At 61.5% G+C, this 17032-nt stretch carries 21 protein-coding genes; 12 read left to right on the top strand and 9 right to left on the bottom strand.

The window, feature by feature from the left end:
- Window positions 1–4 precede the first annotated feature (4 nt).
- Genes VGD45_RS28730 through soxA form a run of 6 tightly spaced genes read left to right on the top strand, consistent with a single transcriptional unit; the run spans window position 5 to window position 3487 of the window.
- Window positions 5–280, top strand: coding sequence for a cytochrome C (locus VGD45_RS28730; protein WP_349263390.1), 276 nt, complete (start codon window positions 5–7; stop codon window positions 278–280).
- Complete coding sequence (locus VGD45_RS28725) at window positions 258–1547, top strand: FCSD flavin-binding domain-containing protein (RefSeq protein WP_414717615.1); 1290 nt, start codon at window positions 258–260, stop codon at window positions 1545–1547. Before VGD45_RS28730 ends, VGD45_RS28725 begins: the two co-directional genes overlap by 23 nt.
- Entirely contained in the window at window positions 1544–2008 is a 465-nt protein-coding gene (gene soxX, locus VGD45_RS28720; RefSeq protein ID WP_331158827.1) for a sulfur oxidation c-type cytochrome SoxX, read from the top strand. Before VGD45_RS28725 ends, soxX begins: the two co-directional genes overlap by 4 nt.
- Entirely contained in the window at window positions 2008–2397 is a 390-nt protein-coding gene (locus tag VGD45_RS28715; protein ID WP_331158826.1) for a SoxY-related AACIE arm protein, read from the top strand. Before soxX ends, VGD45_RS28715 begins: the two co-directional genes overlap by 1 nt.
- Window positions 2394–2714, top strand: a complete 321-nt coding sequence (gene soxZ / locus VGD45_RS28710; RefSeq protein WP_331158825.1) for a thiosulfate oxidation carrier complex protein SoxZ — start codon at window positions 2394–2396, stop codon at window positions 2712–2714. The genes VGD45_RS28715 and soxZ overlap by 4 nt, the downstream gene beginning before the upstream one ends.
- The gene (soxA, locus tag VGD45_RS28705) at window positions 2714–3487 is read left to right on the top strand and encodes a sulfur oxidation c-type cytochrome SoxA (RefSeq protein WP_331158824.1); all 774 of its coding nucleotides are present in this window, start codon (window positions 2714–2716) and stop codon (window positions 3485–3487) included. The genes soxZ and soxA overlap by 1 nt, the downstream gene beginning before the upstream one ends.
- A gap of 23 nt (window positions 3488–3510) precedes the next feature.
- Here soxA and VGD45_RS28700 read toward each other — a convergent pair whose 3' ends face one another.
- Window positions 3511–4401: an alpha/beta hydrolase gene (locus VGD45_RS28700; protein WP_331158823.1), complete on the bottom strand. Its 891-nt coding sequence runs from the start codon at window positions 4399–4401 to the stop codon at window positions 3511–3513.
- A 93-nt stretch (window positions 4402–4494) separates the two neighbouring features.
- Window positions 4495–5190, bottom strand: coding sequence for a class I SAM-dependent methyltransferase (locus VGD45_RS28695; RefSeq protein ID WP_331158822.1), 696 nt, complete (start codon window positions 5188–5190; stop codon window positions 4495–4497).
- Between the two features lie 155 nt (window positions 5191–5345).
- Between VGD45_RS28695 and VGD45_RS28690 the strand changes: the two genes are divergently transcribed.
- On the top strand, window positions 5346–6098 hold the full coding sequence (locus tag VGD45_RS28690) for a methyltransferase domain-containing protein (RefSeq protein WP_331158821.1): 753 nt from the start codon (window positions 5346–5348) through the stop codon (window positions 6096–6098).
- Window positions 6099–6145: 47 nt separating this feature from the next.
- On the opposite strand, the gene VGD45_RS28685 is transcribed toward VGD45_RS28690, so the two are convergent.
- Together VGD45_RS28685 and VGD45_RS28680 are read right to left on the bottom strand one after the other, a co-directional pair.
- Window positions 6146–6706, bottom strand: a complete 561-nt coding sequence (locus tag VGD45_RS28685; RefSeq protein ID WP_331158820.1) for a hypothetical protein — start codon at window positions 6704–6706, stop codon at window positions 6146–6148.
- 179 nt (window positions 6707–6885) lie between these two features.
- Window positions 6886–7503 carry a BON domain-containing protein gene (locus VGD45_RS28680; protein WP_331158819.1) on the bottom strand — a complete coding sequence of 206 codons (618 nt, stop codon included), beginning with the start codon at window positions 7501–7503 and terminating at the stop codon, window positions 6886–6888.
- Window positions 7504–7646: 143 nt separating this feature from the next.
- Between VGD45_RS28680 and VGD45_RS28675 the strand changes: the two genes are divergently transcribed.
- Window positions 7647–8060 (top strand): four-helix bundle copper-binding protein, encoded by a 414-nt coding sequence (locus tag VGD45_RS28675; protein ID WP_331158818.1) that lies wholly within the window; start codon window positions 7647–7649, stop codon window positions 8058–8060.
- A 43-nt stretch (window positions 8061–8103) separates the two neighbouring features.
- On the opposite strand, the gene VGD45_RS28670 is transcribed toward VGD45_RS28675, so the two are convergent.
- Entirely contained in the window at window positions 8104–8355 is a 252-nt protein-coding gene (locus VGD45_RS28670; RefSeq protein WP_331158817.1) for a hypothetical protein, read from the bottom strand.
- A 151-nt stretch (window positions 8356–8506) separates the two neighbouring features.
- Between VGD45_RS28670 and VGD45_RS28665 the strand changes: the two genes are divergently transcribed.
- Window positions 8507–8929 (top strand): hypothetical protein, encoded by a 423-nt coding sequence (locus VGD45_RS28665; protein WP_331158816.1) that lies wholly within the window; start codon window positions 8507–8509, stop codon window positions 8927–8929.
- A gap of 7 nt (window positions 8930–8936) precedes the next feature.
- On the opposite strand, the gene VGD45_RS28660 is transcribed toward VGD45_RS28665, so the two are convergent.
- Complete coding sequence (locus tag VGD45_RS28660; protein ID WP_349263389.1) at window positions 8937–9956, bottom strand: transporter; 1020 nt, start codon at window positions 9954–9956, stop codon at window positions 8937–8939.
- A 115-nt stretch (window positions 9957–10071) separates the two neighbouring features.
- Window positions 10072–10395, bottom strand: coding sequence for a quaternary ammonium compound efflux SMR transporter SugE (sugE, locus tag VGD45_RS28655; RefSeq protein WP_331158814.1), 324 nt, complete (start codon window positions 10393–10395; stop codon window positions 10072–10074).
- 215 nt (window positions 10396–10610) lie between these two features.
- Between sugE and VGD45_RS28650 the strand changes: the two genes are divergently transcribed.
- The gene (locus VGD45_RS28650; RefSeq protein ID WP_331158813.1) at window positions 10611–10916 is read left to right on the top strand and encodes a DUF6665 family protein; all 306 of its coding nucleotides are present in this window, start codon (window positions 10611–10613) and stop codon (window positions 10914–10916) included.
- Between the two features lie 24 nt (window positions 10917–10940).
- On the opposite strand, the gene tuf is transcribed toward VGD45_RS28650, so the two are convergent.
- Entirely contained in the window at window positions 10941–12131 is a 1191-nt protein-coding gene (gene tuf / locus VGD45_RS28645; protein WP_331158867.1) for an elongation factor Tu, read from the bottom strand.
- Window positions 12132–12536: 405 nt separating this feature from the next.
- Here tuf and VGD45_RS28640 point away from each other — a divergent pair, with 405 nt between their 5' ends.
- Window positions 12537–12953, top strand: a complete 417-nt coding sequence (locus VGD45_RS28640) for a TfoX/Sxy family protein (protein WP_331158812.1) — start codon at window positions 12537–12539, stop codon at window positions 12951–12953.
- Between the two features lie 35 nt (window positions 12954–12988).
- Here the strand turns inward: VGD45_RS28640 and VGD45_RS28635 are convergent, their stop codons facing one another.
- The gene (locus tag VGD45_RS28635; protein WP_331158811.1) at window positions 12989–14044 is read right to left on the bottom strand and encodes a hypothetical protein; all 1056 of its coding nucleotides are present in this window, start codon (window positions 14042–14044) and stop codon (window positions 12989–12991) included.
- A 228-nt stretch (window positions 14045–14272) separates the two neighbouring features.
- Here VGD45_RS28635 and VGD45_RS28630 point away from each other — a divergent pair, with 228 nt between their 5' ends.
- Window positions 14273–17029: a TonB-dependent receptor gene (locus VGD45_RS28630; RefSeq protein ID WP_331158810.1), complete on the top strand. Its 2757-nt coding sequence runs from the start codon at window positions 14273–14275 to the stop codon at window positions 17027–17029.
- Window positions 17030–17032 lie beyond the last annotated feature (3 nt).

Here is a 17032-nt window from a genome sequence, read left to right as displayed (position 1 = left end):
GCGCATGCTAATCGCGGTGACTCTCGTCGCCGCGCCTGCGCTGACGATGGCCGCCTCGCCTCCGGGGGCGGCCTCGTGCCTGGGTTGTCACACCGTCAACGCGGGTGACAACCCAGTGCCGCCCATCGGGGCGCTTTCGGCCGAGCAGATCGTGTCGGCGATGCAGGCGTTCCGTTCCGGCTCTCGGCCGGCCACGGTGATGGATCGCGTCGCCAAGGGGTTTTCGGATGAAGAGATCAAAGCCATTGCCCAGTGGTATGCGAGCGCCAAAGCGAAGTAGTCGCCGAGCCGTCGTCGGCGGCCTCGCTGCTGGCGGTGTGCTTGCGGCTTTCGGGATGGGCAGCGCCCGAGCGGCGGCGAAAGCAGCACCGCGTGTCGTTGTCATCGGTGGCGGGTTCGCGGGTGCCAGTTGCGCTCGGTTGATCAAGAACGAAGATCGCGACATCTCGGTGACCCTCGTCGAGGCGAACTCCACTTATATTGCCTGCCCGTTCAGCAATGCGGTCGTCGCGGGCTTGCGGGAGTTGGATCGGCAAAAGTTCGGCTATGACCGGGTGCGTGCCGACGGCATCGACGTGGTTCATCGCAAGGCGACTGCGGTGGATGCCAAACAACGCAGCGTCGTGCTCGATGACGGCAAGCGGCTTGCCTACGATCGGTTGGTCGTGGCGCCCGGTGTCGATCTGCGCTTCGATGCGATTCCCGGTTACAACGAAGCTGCAGCGGAAGCCATGCCGCACGCGTGGAAGGCGGGCGAGCAAACATTGTTGCTGCGTCGTCAGCTCGAAGCCATGAAGGATGGCGGCGTGGTCGTGATGTCCGCGCCGGCCAATCCTTTCCGGTGTCCGCCCGGGCCGTATGAAAGAGCGAGTCTCATCGCTCACTATCTCAAAACGCATAAGCCGCGTTCCAAGCTCATCCTGCTCGACGCCAAGGATGCTTTTTCCAAGCAGAAGCTGTTCGAGGCCGCCTGGAAAGAGCTGTATCCCGGCATGATCGAGTGGGTGTCGCTGTCGTTCGGCGGGCAAGTGACTCGCGTGGAGGCGGCGACTCGCACGTTCGTCACTGAGTTCGGCACGCATCGGGCGGATGTGGCCAACGTCATTCCTCCACAGCGGGCCGGAGCTCTGGCAACGGCTGCGGGTGTCGCCGATCAAACAGGGTGGTGCCCGGTCGATCCAGTGACTTTCGAATCCAAATTGCAGCCCGGCGTGCACGTGCTGGGCGACGCCATCATCGCGGGCGGCATGCCGAAGTCCGCCTTCGCTGCGAACTCGCAAGCGCGAGTGTGCGCGGTGGCAGTCGTCGATCTGCTTCGCGAGCGTACGCCTGCGTCGCCCAAGCTCATCAACACTTGTTACAGCCTGGTCGCGCCTGACTACGGCATTTCCATCGCCGGCGTGTATCAACCCGCGAATGGATTGCTGACCGACGTGCAAGGTGCGGGCGGTGTGAGTCCGATGGATGCTCCGAAATCCGTGCGCGCGCAGGAAGCGACGTATGCCGAGGCGTGGTTCAAGACCATTACTCGCGGCGTCTTTGGATGAAACATCGGCTGAAGTGGAGTTTGCTGACGCTGTGTGCGTTGGCGCCGATTGCGTCCGCGGTCTCGCCGGTCCCACGCTTCTATGCCTTCAAGGTTGAAGGCGATGCCATTCCGAGCCCGCTGGGCGGGTTCGCCGGGGATGCGGAGCGGGGCGCCTTGCTCATGCAGCAGCGGCAGAAAAGCTTGTGCGTGCTTTGTCATGCCGGGCCGTTTCCAGATCCGCATTTGCAGGGCACGCTGGCGCCGGATCTCACGGGTGTGGGCGCGCGGCTGTCCGCTGGCCAGTTACGGTTACGCGTCGTCGATATGAAACGCTTGAACCCGGAGAGCATCATGCCGACTTATCATGGAGGAGTCGCGAACGCCGATAGCGCTCGCGTCGCTCCCGAGTGGCGTGACAAGCCAGTTCTTACGGCTCAGGAGATCGAGGATCTCGTGGCCTATTTGCAGACGTTGCGGTAATGAACACCAATCGTCCAACTCTCGATCAGGCGATTCGTTCGTTCACGGGCGGCAAGCAATTGCTGGAAGGGCGCGTGAAGTTCGAGATCTCGCCGCTGGTGGAGAACGGCAATGCCGTGCCGGTGACTGTCGAGGTCGACAGCCCGATGACCGCCGAGAATCACGTGCGACGCATCGCGCTGTTCAACGAAAAGAACCCGCAGGCTGACGTCGCCGTGTTTCATCTGAGTCCGCGCTCGGGGCGGGCGCGGGTGTCGACGCGAATCCGGTTGGCGTCGTCACAGACAGTCGTTGCGTTGGCGGAGACCAGCGACGGTTCGTTCTGGTCCAGCAAGGCCAATGTGGTCGTGACATTGGCGGCCTGCATCGAGGATGTTTCCAAGGCATGACTCGCGCTCTCGTAAACGTACCCAAGACCGCCAGGCGCGGCGAGGTCATCGAGATCCGCGCGATGATCCAGCACGTTATGGAGACGGGGTATCGCGAAGGGCCGAACGGCGTCACGATCCCTCGGCACATCATCAAGCGCTTCGTTTGTAAATACGCGGGCGAGGAGATTTTCTCCGCCGAACTGTTTCCTGCGATTGCGGCCAATCCATTTCTGTCGTTCAGCACTGTCGCCACTGAAAGCGGCACGATCACTTTCGAATGGACCGATGACAAAGGCGAGACGCAGAGCACGTCCGCCGACATCGCGGTGACCTGATGCTTCGCCCTGTGTTGGCGGCGACGCTCGCGCTAACGTTTCTCAGTTTCGCTCGCGCGGATATCCTGCCGAAGGACAAACGCTCGGGCTTCGATTTCATGTCGCCGCAGACGCAGGCCATGCAGTCTGACGAGACCAGCAATCCAGGCATGTTATGGGTGCTGGATGGCGAGCGTCTGTGGGGCGAGCCGCAGGGGAGTGCTGGCAAGTCATGCGCGAGCTGTCACGAGGACGCGACCAAGGGCATGCGTGGAGTCGCGGCTCGTTATCCGGTGTTCGACGAACAGTCCAAGCGGCCGATCGATCTTGCCGGGCGTATCAATCGTTGCCGTCAGACGCGACAGGCAGCGCCGCCGCTTGCTCATGAGAGCAACGAGTTGCTGAATCTGACCGCGTACGTCGCGTACCAATCGCATGGCATGCCAGTCGCTCCCGCCACCGATCCACGGCTGGAGAAGTTTCGTGAGAATGGCCGGGCGTGGTTCGAGCGGCGGCTCGGGCAACTGCAGCTATCCTGCGCGTCATGTCATGACGATCGATGGGGTGCGCGCCTCGGAGGCAGCATCATCCCGCAAGCTCATCCGACGGGATATCCTTTGTATCGATTGGAATGGCAAACGGTCGGTTCCTTGCAGCGCCGCCTTCGCGGCTGCCTCGTCGGCGTGCGCGCCGAACCTTTCGAATACGGCGCGCCTGAATATATCGACATCGAGCTCTTCTTGATGTCTCGCGCGTCCGGACTCAAGATGGAGACACCGGCGGTTCGACCTTAGATTCGGAGCGTCCGATTGGCGTCTCAGCGGGATCCGAAGGCAAAACGCAGCGTGTCGGTCACCGCACGGGCGGGCACGCTCATATGGTTCTCGTCGTCATAGCGGTGAAAGCGGAGGCGCAGGCCGTAGTTCGATAAGCGATCCATCCGATTGGCGAACGACTCCGCCATATACGGATCGTCGTCAGTGTCGCGACCGCCTACCACCACCAGCAGCCGGCTCGTCTTGCCCACCTTTCCGCTCGTGAGCCGCGCGGTGAATTCGCGCTCCTCGGGCAGTACCCCTTGCTCGTTCCACTCAAGCGACGGGCTGGCAACGACGATTGAATGAAATGCCTGTGGGCGCGTGTAGAGCGCGTGAAGCGCGAGCAGGCCGCCCAGCGAATGGCCGAACAGCGACTGGCGATCAAGGTCGATCTTGTAACGCTTCCCGATTTCCGTGCGCAGCTTGCCGGTCAGGAAGTCGAGGAACGTGTCGCGCCCACCGCTCTTGTACTTCGCCAGATGCCGCCAGACTGGCATGGGCGGATCGATCATCGGAGGGGTGTAATCGTTGAGTCGCCGCACGTCGTATGCCAGGTCCGTCGGGTAACCCACGCCGACGACGATCGACTTGCCGATGTCAAAACGTTCCTGAATCCGTCGCGTCTCGGCGAACGCCGCGAACGACGCGTTGCCATCGAGCACATACAACACGGGGAAGCCATCGGCAGGCGCCTCGGTCGCGGGATAGGAAACGAAGATACGATATATCTCGCCGCCGTCGGACTTCATGTCCCAAGCATGCGTCGAGGGCATGGTGTAGCCCGGCGCGGTTTCCGGCGTCGATTGCTGAGCGTGTGCCGTCAGCGCAGGCAAAGCCAGGGTCATCACAAAGGCTGACGCCAGTCGTTTCCGTCGGCTCGGGCTGATCATTGTGTCTTCGAGCTCCGCGCTTATCGTGTCCGAAGCTCAATGGAAACTCTTTACCGCCTCTCGCCGCTATGGCGCTGGCGGGTAGCCGGACAGCTATTTCGGGTAATCGGCATACGCGACCCAGCCACGGAAGGCGAGGGCGGCATAGAACAGGGTCACGTCCGCGAAGCCGTTATCCCGGAGGATCGCTTCGTCCTGTTCGGGCGCGAGGATGGGCAACTGCGCATCGATAGCGCTGCGAGCGTTCGCTGCTCGATCAGGATCGACACCCGAGGTGACAGCGAAGCTCACGTAGCGCGATAACCATAAAGCGCGTTCATCCTTACTTTGAGGAAAGCTCAAGTGTGCGACTACCAACGGCGCGCCGGGTTTGAGTCGCCGCCGAATCTCACGAATCATGCGCACTCGCTCTTCGAGGGGAACGAAGTGCAGAGTCAGCAGACACGTCGCCGCATCGAAAGGGCCTTCGGGCGCGGCCTCAATGTAGCCCTGGTGAAGACGAACACGGGAGGTGAGTGGCCCGAGGGTAGCTTCGGCCAGTTTTAGCATCTCGGCGGACGGGTCCACGCCGTCGAACTGCCAGTCTTGCTGCCGTTCTGCAAACACCTTCAATTCCAAGCCGCCACCTGCACCCACAACCAACACTCGGGCGTGCTGTGGAGCGCGCTCTGCTAGCAGCACTGCGGCCATGCGTTGCAAATCTGCAAACCCCGGCACGATACGCGGCGGGCCTTCCGCGTATTGAGCTACGGCCTGAGGATCGGCAAAAACATCGGTGGGCTTGCTCATCGCCTTGCTCTGACGATCAAAGCTCACATTAGATCACCCGGACGAGAAAGTGCGACAGGGCTTAGTTTGATGCGAGCGCCTCGCAAAGCCTGCCCGGTGCAAAAACGGACAGCGCAGTTACCATCGGCAAGCTATTCACACGAAATGAGGCGCCGATGTCAAACCCCGTCGACGAGATGACCAAGCGAATGCTCGAAGACGCAGGCATCCGGCCCGGCATGCGCGTGCTCGATATCGGCTGCGGGCCGGGCTGGGTGTCTTTCATGCTTGCGCAGCGTGTTGGAAAGGAGGGGCATGTGTACGGCGTGGACCGAGACCCGCGCATGCTGGAGTTGGCGCGGCAAAAAGCGCGCGACACTGGCGTTAAAAACGTCACGTTCCTCGAGGGCGGATTCGATGTCTCTTTCCCAGAGCGCGGCACGCTCGATGCCGTGGTGGGCCGCCGAGTTCTCATGTATCAGCCCAATGCGGTACAAGCCATCGCGCAACTCGCTGATGTTATCCGCCCTGGCGGAGTGATCGCCTTCCACGAACATGACATGGTCACAGCCGACGACGGCCGCACGTCGCTGCCGCTACACGACCGCGTTCGCTCCTGGCTGCGCGATATGCTCCGGGCCGAGGGCGCAAATCTGCACATGGGCTTCGACCTTCATTCAGCCCTCACCGCCGCCGGCCTCATCGTCGAACGCGTGCGCGCCGAGGCGAACGTGCTGACGCCAACGGCCAGCTATCCGATCGGCGCAATTATCCGCGCCGTTCTTCCGCGCCTACTACAGCACGGCATCGTCACTGAGGCAGAGGTCAACGTAGAAACACTCGACGATCGTCTTACCGCGGAGCGTAGAGAGGCGAACGCAACCTGCATCTGGGAGATGGTGTTCTGCGCGTGGGCTAGGAAGCAATAAAATGCCGATCCTGAAAACCCCGGCCCGAGCCGGCTAGCATTCACGCGCTAGCTGATTTCAACAGCCCTGGCGCCGGCGCTCTCGAGCGAGGCGATGAGATCGGTGAAGGCTTCGACAGGAGCGGAGCCGAAGTCGATCTGGAAGATCCATTCGTCCTCCGAGACTTCGACGTTGCTGATGCTGTGCACGACGCCGTGAAGGCCGGCCTGGTCGGGATCGCGATGATCCTCTGGATCGAACCAACGGTTGAACCAGGTCGCAATCAGATTGATGTCGAGGTTGGTCGCGCCGGTCACGCGGAAGTTCGCGCAGTCCCAGAAGAAGGATGCGGTGCGCAGGACGAAGCCGTGGATATTGAATGAGGCTTCCCTGAAGGTCAGGCGCCGCGTCGAATCGATTTGGGTTGTCTCGCCGGTGTCCCGCGTTATTAGGTCTGCGCGGTAGGGTGTTGGGGGTGTTCCCTCGGTGGCGAGTGTCCCATCTTCCATTCGCAACGCCGGTTCTACGAAGCTCCCAGGCTGATTGCGAACAGCGTCGGCCAGCTCTTGGACATAGAGTGCGCGAACTGTGCTCAGCACATCGTGCAGTTTTATTTGAAGCTGGTCCATGAAAGATCTTCGTTCCGCTCGGAAGCGTCGAAGATTACCGGAAGCTTGCGCGGTCCGCGAATGACCCGCGGGGAGATACCCAAGGCAGGCGTTTCTGCAGAAAGGTTTCTGCAGAAACGTCGAATGTAAAATCGGACGGTCTCGGCCGGCGTACGGGGCGAGGCCCGCACGCGGCATTCTCAATAAGTATGCTGTCGCACCTGCTCATCCGAAACGCGAATGCTCGTGTGAACATCCTTGACGCCCGATGTTTGCTCCGCGACTTGTATCGCCCACCGCTTGGCATTGCGTGAACGTAAGGTTCCGGACAGCGTCACCTCGCCATTCTCGACCTTCACATCGATATCGGATGCATCGATCCGATCGTCGTCAGTCAGCCGATCGCAGATCTCTTCTCGAATGCGCTGATCCGCGCGCTGATAGCCGCGCGGCCCGCGACCGCGGTTAGTAACGATGCGAGGTGTGTTCGGGCCTTCATCGCTCGCGCCTTCATAGCGGCGACCTGCGGGAGTGACCCCGCCGTAGTTGCCATACGCATATCCACCTTCGGTAGCGTGCCGACGGCCGGGACGAAATTCGCCTCCGGTGTAATCGACGTCCACGTCGTCGTACTCGACCAGCCTGTCACGACGCGCGAGACCGCCGCCGTGCTCTCGCTCATATAGAGCGGCGAAGCGCCGATGCTCGTCGCGCTCGTTGTCGCGATAACGTCGTAGGTTATCGCGGTCACCATAGAGGTTGTCTCCGGACAGCGGCGCGTCGCGCCAAGTCTCGCGCGAAGGATTGTGTGCAGCCATTGCAGGGTCTCCGTGGGTAGCTGAAGAGCGTGCGTGGCCGACTAACGATTCTGCTTTCGCTTAGTTCCGGTTCGCGCCTCATCCAGAGGAACAATTGCGCGAAGCGGTCGTTCGATTCTGACCAGCCTGCACGGGAGATGCCGATGAGAGTTCAAGAAATGATTTCGACTCACCCCGACGTGCGCGGCAATCTGAGTCAACCGTTGATCCGCTGTATCGAGGAGTGTTACGACTGCGCGCAGGTGTGCACGAGTTGCGCCGACGCCTGCTTAGCCGAGGACGCCGTTCAAGATCTGCGTCAATGTATTCGGCTCGATCTGGATTGTGCCGATGTTTGTCTCGCCACCGGCGCGCTCGCTTCCCGACGCACAGGCTCGAATCCAGACATCCTGCTGCAACTCCTGCAGGTCTGCACCAGCGCATGCAGCCGATGCGCGGAGGAATGCGAAGCGCACGCCGACGAGCACGAGCATTGTCGAATCTGTGCCGAGTCATGTCGCCGCTGTCAGCGCGCGTGCCACGACGCCATCCAGGACGTGGGCGCCAGCACTCACTAAACAAATTGAGACCGGGCGGAACGTCGTCCGGTTTCAATCGACGCTAATCTTCAGGGTTGCCAGACTCTGCCTCCTTTTTGACTTTTCTTTCCCGGTTCGCTTCCTCGACCTGTTCCTGAGGCGGCGGTTGTGGATTCATTCCGGCGCCGAACAGCAGCAAAGCCCAGCCGATGAACGCGGCGGCGGGCGAGCCCTTGCGGGCCCAGCGAATGCCGCGGGTGGCGCCGGAGATAAACAACCAAAGCAGCGCGGCTATGACGGCCGTGACCAGAACAAACAAGCCCAGACCGTCCATAGCAGCGCTCTTGTTTCTATGTTGCTGCCCACGTGGGGCGGCGTTGGGCGCTTTTCAATGGCGCAAACCTGATTAATTTGAGATCGACACCTCAAGTCCGTCCCGAGTCGGGTGCTAGGATGCGCCACCTTTGGATCGAAGGATCGAAGTCATGCGCCTGTTTCGCATCGTGTTGCTGTGCCTGGTATCGAGTGTCTGCTGGGCGCAGGCCACGCCACCTCAAACACCGCAGCAGCGGGTCGAAACGTTCTTGAAGCAGGTGGCGGCAGGGCAGTCCGATCAGGCGATCGATCAGCTGTTCCGCGGATCGGGCATGGCGGAGCTCAAGCCGCAGGCGCTCCAGGGCATGAAGAGCCAGACCAAGGCCGCCATGGAGGTGTATGGCACGGCTATCGGATTCGAGAAGATTCAGGAAGTCGACTTCTCGGGTTCGCTGAAGCGGTTCACGTACCTGCAGAAGTTCGAGCGGTATCCAGTGATCTGGGAGGTTTATTTCTATAAGCCCAAGGACACCTGGGTGATCAACCAGATCGTGTTCAACGATCAGCCCGGAGTGTTGCTCGGCGCCAAGTAGCCCGACATCAGTAGATCATATTGACCGCAACGACCGGAGTGATCGTTGCGCTCGTATTGCGGCCGGCGGCGAACCATCGCGCGCCGGCGATGATGCCGATGCGGCCGCTGAAGTTATATTCGATGGCGGGCGCGACGCCGAAGCGCCACGCGGAGCCGAAGTCCTCGTCAATGCGCTCGGCGTTACCGGCGGTGCCCGAGAGTCGGGTGCTCGAGTCGCGCTGATATAGTAAATCCATTGCGAACACCCACTGGCGAGTGATGCTGTACTCCCAGGCAGAGTTGATGGTCAACACATCGCCAGGGCTCGCCGTGCCGCGAAATCCTGCGGTCGTGCCATAGACACTGACGTCTTCGACGTCCACGTCGTCCGACAAAGCATATGAAACGTTCAGGCGGCTGCGCAGAATGCGGCCGTTCGGCATCCAGAAGTAGTATTGCGAATAGAGCGAGAGCGTCGTCGTGTGCGCACCGGCGCCGATGCCGTCGTTCACGTTCTCGCCCAGCCGATCGTACTTGCCGGTGGGTAGCGTGTGCTGAATCACGAGCGACGTGGTCGGGATCGCGCTGCCTTCACGAAATTGCGACAGCCGATACTGCCCTTGCAGCGAGACATCGCCGACCTGAATCGTCGAGCTGTCGCGACCGTCGCTCACGTCGTTATAGCCAAACGTCGGGATCAATCCGGCGGTGAATCGATCCGTTACGCCGTAAAGAATGTACGTCAGCGATCCGTATGAGTGCGTGCGCGAAGCGCTTCGTTCGTCACCATCGCGATCGTAGCGTCCGTAGCGGATCACATCGTATAGATACGGTTCGACCAGCGCATGGCCCTGGGGAAGGGTGCCCGCTCCGGCGGCAAGGATCGGGCCGGTCCACCAAGCGTCGTCGAGCGATTGTCGATCGACCGCCGAAGTAGCCGGACCTTCCACCGCCGCGACGGAATGGCCTGGCAGAGCGAGCGCGCCGCCGACGCCAACTCCCGCCGTCAGCAACCAATGAGACACCAATCGTTGTTCGAATCGCATCACGTGAGCGTCTCGCCGCCAGGCCAGTGTGGCGATGATTGTCGTAACCCGGGCGCATCGGTGCGCTCCGGTTCTTGCCGCGAAACTAGCAGCGATCGTTGACTGAAACTGTCTTCTATCCGGTCGGCGTCGCCAGCTTGAGACCCACGATGCCTGCAATGATGAGGGCCAGGCTCGCGAGCCGGCCGGCGCTGGCGGACTCACCGAGAAAAAGAATGCCCATGGCGGCAGTTCCCACGGCGCCGATGCCGACCCACACGGCATAGGAGGTGCCCACAGGCAACGATTTCATCGCGATACCGAGCAGCACGACGCTGGCGACCATGGCGGTAATCGTGATGACGCTCGGCCAAAACCGCGTAAATCCACCCGCCTGTTTCAGGCCGATGGCCCAGACGATCTCGAGGACTCCAGCAATCGTGAGTAGCAACCAAGCCATGTAACCTCCAATGGCGATGAGAAACAGACCGGCGTTCTACGGAGACGAACCACGGCCGGCAAGTGTGACAAGGATTATCCGCCAGGCGGGATCGCGTGGCCGGGAGCAAATATATCCGCGTCCGACAGAATCCGCTTACCCACCGTCGGGCGCTCCTGTTGGGTGAAGCCGCGCTACAATGCTGATCGCTTCAGTTGAGACGAAGCGTTGTAGCCGTGCCGCGATTCGATAATCCCATCGAGCTGCCGTTTGCCGGCGAGGCCGCTGCCTCGTTGGGGCAGGCCGGTCGCAAATTGAAAAGAAAACTGGAGGCGCTGCGCCGGTACGACGCCGACGTCGCCGCGCATTCGCGGAAGCCGAACGATAAACGTCGAGAAAGCCTGGTCAGGGATGCGGGCGAGGCCTTCTGGGGCTACGTCGTGCAACGTGAGCAGCTTGGCCTTCTGGATTCCGATTACATCGCGAAGGAATATGAGGTTCCCGCGGACGTCAAACGCGCGATGGGTCCTAAAAGCGGGTGAAGGCTCACAACCTTCACCCGCCCCCTAGTTACAGATCCTCAGCACCACGCCGGCGCCGACGGTCTTGCCGCCTTCGCGGACCGCGAAGCGCTGTCCAACTTCCACTGCGATGGGGCTGAACAGCTGGACGCTCACCTTCATGGTGTCGCCCGGCATCACCATGTCGACGCCCTCCGGCAGAGCCACTGCGCCCGTGACATCCGTCGTGCGGAAGAAGAACTGCGGCTGGTAGCCTTTGAGGAACGGCGTATGACGTCCGCCTTCCTCTTTGGTCAGCACGTACAGCTCGCACTCGAAGTGAGTGTGAGGAGCAATGCTGCCCGGGCTGGCCAGCACATGGCCACGTTCGACTTCTTCACGCTTCACGCCACGCAGGAGCAGACCGGCGTTGTCGCCCGCCCGACCTTCATCGACGATCTTGCGAAAGATCTCGATGCTGGTGCAGGTGGTCCTGCGCGTCGGTCCCAGGCCGACGATGTCGACATCGTCGTTGACCCGAATGACGCCGCGCTCGATACAACCCGTCACGACCGTGCCGCGGCCGGAGATCGAGTAAACATCCTCGACTCGCAGTAGGAAGGGCGCGTTGACCACACGATCCGGAATCGGAATGAACCGATCCATCTCGGCGACCAGCCTGACAATCGACGGCACACCGAGCTCGTCGCTGTCGCCGGCCAGCGCCTTCATGGCGCTGCCGCTGACGACAGGCGTGATGTCACCCGGAAAGCCGTGCTTCGACAGCAGCTCACGCACTTCCATCTCCACGAACTCGAGCAGCTCGACGTCATCGACCAGATCGGCCTTGTTCAAGAACACGACCATGTGCGGCACGCCGACCTGACGAGCCAGCAGAATGTGCTCGCGCGTCTGGGGCATCGCGCCGTCCGCGGCGGACACGACCAGGATCGCGCCGTCCATCTGGGCCGCGCCGGTGATCATGTTCTTCACATAGTCGGCGTGACCCGGACAGTCGACATGCGCGTAGTGCCTCGTATCGGATTGATATTCGACATGCGCCGCCGTGATCGTGATGCCACGATCCCGCTCCTCGGGCGTGCGGTCGATCTGATCGAACGCCTTGAATTCTCCGCCGTGCAGCTCCGCCATGACCTTGGTGAGCGCGGCCGTCAACGTGGTCTTGCCATGGTCGACGTGACCGATGGTGCCGATGTTGAGGTGCGGCTTGGCGCGCTCGAACTTCATCTTCATGATGTCATCTCCTTAAAATGTCCACTTTGGATGGCCGGTGGACGAACGGCTAGCTGATGCACGGAAAAGAAAAAGCCCCCTCCGGCAGGACCGAAGGGGGCTTTATGTGTTCTCGCAGCCTTGATGGTTGCTCAAACGCTAGGCATGACCCTCCCGTCCCGCTGGGGGCAGGCTTTCTTCTAGCGATAGCGAAGAGGTCATGAAGCGCATGGGGGGAGTCTGCCCAGCGGCCGGGACGAAGTCAACGCACCTGCGGAGCTTGAGCAGGACGGCCGTCAGAAATTAGTTTTCACCGGAGGGGCCCACGTTTGCACTGTGCTTATCTTGTCGAGGTGATACTCCGTGGGCATGCTTGCGCAACGTCGATGAGCAAAATGTCGCCGTTTCGGGTGCCGGAGGGAAAGTGGCATGAGCACAGCGCGCGAGTTCGCGCTCGAAATCGCTGAACGTATCAGTGGCCTCGGCCCGGTGACGGTCCGGCGCTTTTTCAATGGCGTCGGGCTGGTGGCGGACGAGGTGCAGTTTGCCTTCGTGATGGGAGGCTCGCTGTATCTGAAAGTCGACGATGAATTTCGTGCGGCCTTCGAGGCATTGGGGGCCAAGCCTTTCGTTTATGAAGGCAAGCGAAAGGCGGTCACGATCTCCAGTTATTACGAGACGCCGGAGGATGTGCTCTACGACCAGGACGAGCTGCGCCGGTGGGCCGTAAGGTCACATCGGGCTGCCGCCGCCGCTCGCCTGCGGCGCGAGCCGAAGAAGAAAGCGGCCGCACCGTCGAAGAAACAATCCGCAAAGGCCGCGCCCAGGCGGGCGCGGCGCAAATAGTTTACTCGTCCGAGCGCCCTAGAAGATCAGCATCTCTACCTTGTAGAGACCGAGTCCTTCGCCGGCTTGTCGATGCCAAACTTCTCCACCAGCGCGTCGTACTGCTTGCGTGAAATCGTGATCATTGCGCCGTGGCGGACTTTCGGCGGCAGGCTGTACTTGTCCCAAGTGGAGTGGAAGGTGTAGCCGGAGATTTGATACCACGGGCCGGAGAGCTTATCGGCGACCGACAAACCATAGGACACACCGGGGTACTGCTCGTAATACAAGTACCAGACCTCGCCGTTCGGCGAAGGAATCAGCATCGGCGCTTCGCGGAAGTTCGGGCTGATCGGCGCGCTGAGGTCCTTGTAAGGCCCGAGCAGAGAATCGGAGCTGGCAATTCGAATCGTCTTGCCGGTGACCCAGTCGAGCGTGGGATAGGTTTCGTCCTTGACGATCGCCCAATACTTGCCTTCGGCGCGTCTCAGGAACACGTCGATCGTGCCCATCTCCCACTCGAGCAGCCGCTTGGGCGGCGCAGAAAATTTCTTCAGGTCCTTGGAAGTCACATACAGCGTGCGCTGGCTCGCCCAATAACGTTCGGCGTCTGCGGGCGTGCCTTCCAGGTGCGGCGTGTGCCAGGTCATCACGAACTGCTTGGAAGGCTCATCGAAATAAATCTTCGGCGCGCCGATTCTTTGCAGCGCCTGTGAATAGCCCGGCGTCGACTTGAGATCGGGCGTGTAGTCGCTGTAACGCTTCCATTCGATCAGATCGCGCGACGACCAGATGTTGATGACGGGCGAAGCGTCGCTCTGGTTGCCGGCAATGTAGTACGTGCCGTCGGGGCCGCGAGCGATGTCCGGATGGCCGCGGTAGTCATCGGTGATGCGCTTGCCGTCGTTCAACCGGTACCAGTGGAGGCCGTCGAGGCTCACGCTGTAGTAAAGCCGGCCGTAGTCCGCGTGAGTCATGTGCGCGAAAAGGTATGCCTCGTTGACCGGCTTCTCGCCCGGCCGCACCTGGCCCGGCGGGTCAGGCTGCTGCGCGAAGGCGGTGGCTGCCGCGAACAAGCTGGCGGCTACGAGCAGGCGGCGCGAAATCTTCATTCAGCAAATCCCCCATCGGCGCAAAACGGGCTCATGATACGCCGGTAATGCGATTTATCGGATAAATAATCTTATAGACCCGTTGCGGTTCCCGATCAATACCGAGGCGGTCACCCCACGTGGGGCTTGAACTGATTTATAAGACAAATAATACTTGTCACCTCAACGCACGCAGGGCGACGACCCGGCGCGCGAAATCCGCACGATTAGCAATGGGGGAACAGCGGCATGAGGCTCAAGACTGGCATTCTGTGTTCGGTGTCGGCGGCGGCGCTGATGGGACCGGCGTATGGGGCGTGGGCGCAGGACAGCGGCGCAAGCGCCGGCGGCGAGGCGCTGGAAGAGGTCGTGGTCACTGGCATCCGCCAGAGCCTGGAGCGCGCGGCGGACATCAAGCGCGAGTCGGCGCAGGTCGTCGATTCGATCGTGGCCGAGGACATCGGCAAGTTCCCCGACGCGACCACCGCCGCGGCCTTGCAACGCGTGCCCGGCATCCAGGTCACCGTCGGCTCCAACAACGAGATCGTAGGAGTCCGTATCCGCGGCCTGGACGACATTCTGACGACACTGGACGGTCGCGAGCTGTTCTCGACCACCGGTCGCGGCTTCGCGCTCCAGGATCTGCCCGCCGAAGCGCTCGCGCGCGTCGATATCATCAAGAGCAGCACGGCCAATCTGATCGAAGGCGGTATCGCGGGCATCACCGATCTGCGGCTCAATAAGCCCTTCAACTTCAACGAGCCGACGGTGATGCTGGCCGCGCGCGCCAACTATCCGGACAACGTCGACGACGTCAATCCGCAGTTCGGCCTGCTCGCCACCGATCGCTGGAATGTGGGCGACGGCGAGCTCGGCGCGCTCGTCAACGTGTCCTGGTATCGCAACGACTTCGATCGCCCGATCTCCTTCGTCGCCGAGCGCCGCAGCCTGATCGCCCGTCCGCATCAAGTACCGGGCGTGCTCGCGCCGAATACGTTCGGCGGCCTGAACGATTACGGCTGGTATGAGCGCCCGCAGGCGAACGTCGCGATTCAGTGGCAAGCCACTGACAACCTCGAAGTCTATGCCGACGGTCTCTACGCGGGCTACCGCTCGGACTTCCAGTCGGCGTTCATCGCAACTCCGTTCTTCTTCGACGAGACCACGCTCGAAAGCCTGGAAGTCGACGAGAGCCGATGTTTCCTCGCGCGTGTCAGGCCGGACGGTTACAACCCCGCTATCGACCAGAATCTCGGCCAGATCCGGCCCGGATCGTTCACGACCGATACCTTGTGCAATATGGAATCCGCGAGCTTCAACGACGTTCGCGGTCTCACCAGCACCCAGGGTCGCACGCAGGAGGTGGACAACTATCTCGGCGGCGCCGGCGTGAAATGGGACAACGGCGCCACGCACGTGCAGTTCGACCTGGCGTTCCAGAAATCCAAGCAGGACCTGGAAGTCGTCATCGTCGATATCGGCAAGCATGTGAACGTCAACATCGAGACCGATCGGAACGAGGGCGGGCTCATCACCATCGAGAACAATGCGCTCGGCACCCCGGGTGGCTTCTTCCTGCGCAACGGTTTGAACCAGAACTTCCAGGAATCCACCGGCGAGCTGTGGCAGACGCGACTCGATGTGCGGCATGACCTCGATGGCGCGTTTGGCTTCCTCAAGTCGCTCGAAGCGGGCGTGCGCTACGCCGACCGGACTGCACTGTTCGAGCACGCGCAGGTCAATCAAGCGGTGCCTGGCGGCGACATGAGGACATCCATTGACGGCCTGCTACCTGCGGATTTCCTCGTGCGCGCGCCGGGCATCGATCGCATCAACGGGGGCGCGTCGTTCCTGATCCCCAATCCTGACTATCTGCGCTCCGCCGAAGGCCGCGACATGCTGCGCGGAATCTTCGGGGTCGCGCTAGGAGATCCCGCATACCAGGCGCAGCGCCGCTTCGACGCGAGCGAAGAGACGTATGCCGCCTACGTGCAGTTGGGGTATGACGTTGCTCTCACCGATACGATCACCATCGACGGTCTGATCGGCGTGCGCCCGACTCGCACAGAGCGCCGCATCGAAGGCGCTGGCCTGGTCGGCACCGTGGTCGTGCCGCGAATTGGCGAGACCACCGACACGGATGTGTTGCCGAACGCCAGTGCGAAGATCGACTTCGGCAACGGCCTGCAGTCGCGTCTGTCGTACTCCAAGACGATGCGTCGGCCCGAATTCACCTCGCTGAATCCCGGCTTGAGTTACGTGGTCGCGACCAATCCTTCCGTGATCAATTCCGGCAGCGCGGGCAATCCCGATCTGAAGCCGCAGATCTCGGACAGCTACGATGCGACGCTCGAGTACTACTTCGGACCGAGCATGCTCTCGGCCGCGGTGTACTACCGCGATCTGGCGGATCGCGTGATCAACTCCGTCAACGCAGAAGTCATCGACGGCATCACCTACAACATCACCCGTCCGCGCAACGTCGGCGCCGCCGAGCTGAAAGGCATCGAACTGGCTGGACAAACGTTCTTCGATTTCCTGCCCGGCGTCTGGTCGGGATTCGGCGTGTTCGCGAACTACACCTATGCCGATACCGAAGTGAAGGGCAACGATCCGCTGGCGGGGTATGAGTTGCAGGGCGTGTCGAAGAACAACTTCACCGTCGGCCTGCTGTATGAAAAGGACGGGCTGTCGGGGCGGCTGGTGTACACGCAGCGCTCGCGTTACTACGACCAGGACACGACCGGACTCAACATCGTCCGGCCGATCGAGGCGGATCGCGTGAACGATCTGGAATACGTCCCGACCGCGCTGAATTACGTGCGGCCCGGCGGCCGTCTGGATTTCAGCATCGGCTATGACATCACGGAGGCCATCCGGGTCGACGTCGGCGGCAGCAACATTCTCGGCAACGAGTACAAGAGCTACTTCGACTACGACTGGATCAACCGCGACTTCCGCTACGACGATACGATCTATACGCTCGGCGTCCGCATGAGGCTGTGATCG

Source organism: Steroidobacter sp. (assembly GCF_036402275.1).
Lineage (GTDB): Bacteria > Pseudomonadota > Gammaproteobacteria > Steroidobacterales > Steroidobacteraceae > Steroidobacter.
The sequence above is the reverse complement of the archived record's forward strand: the minus strand, read 5'-3'. Positions and strand labels throughout refer to the sequence as shown.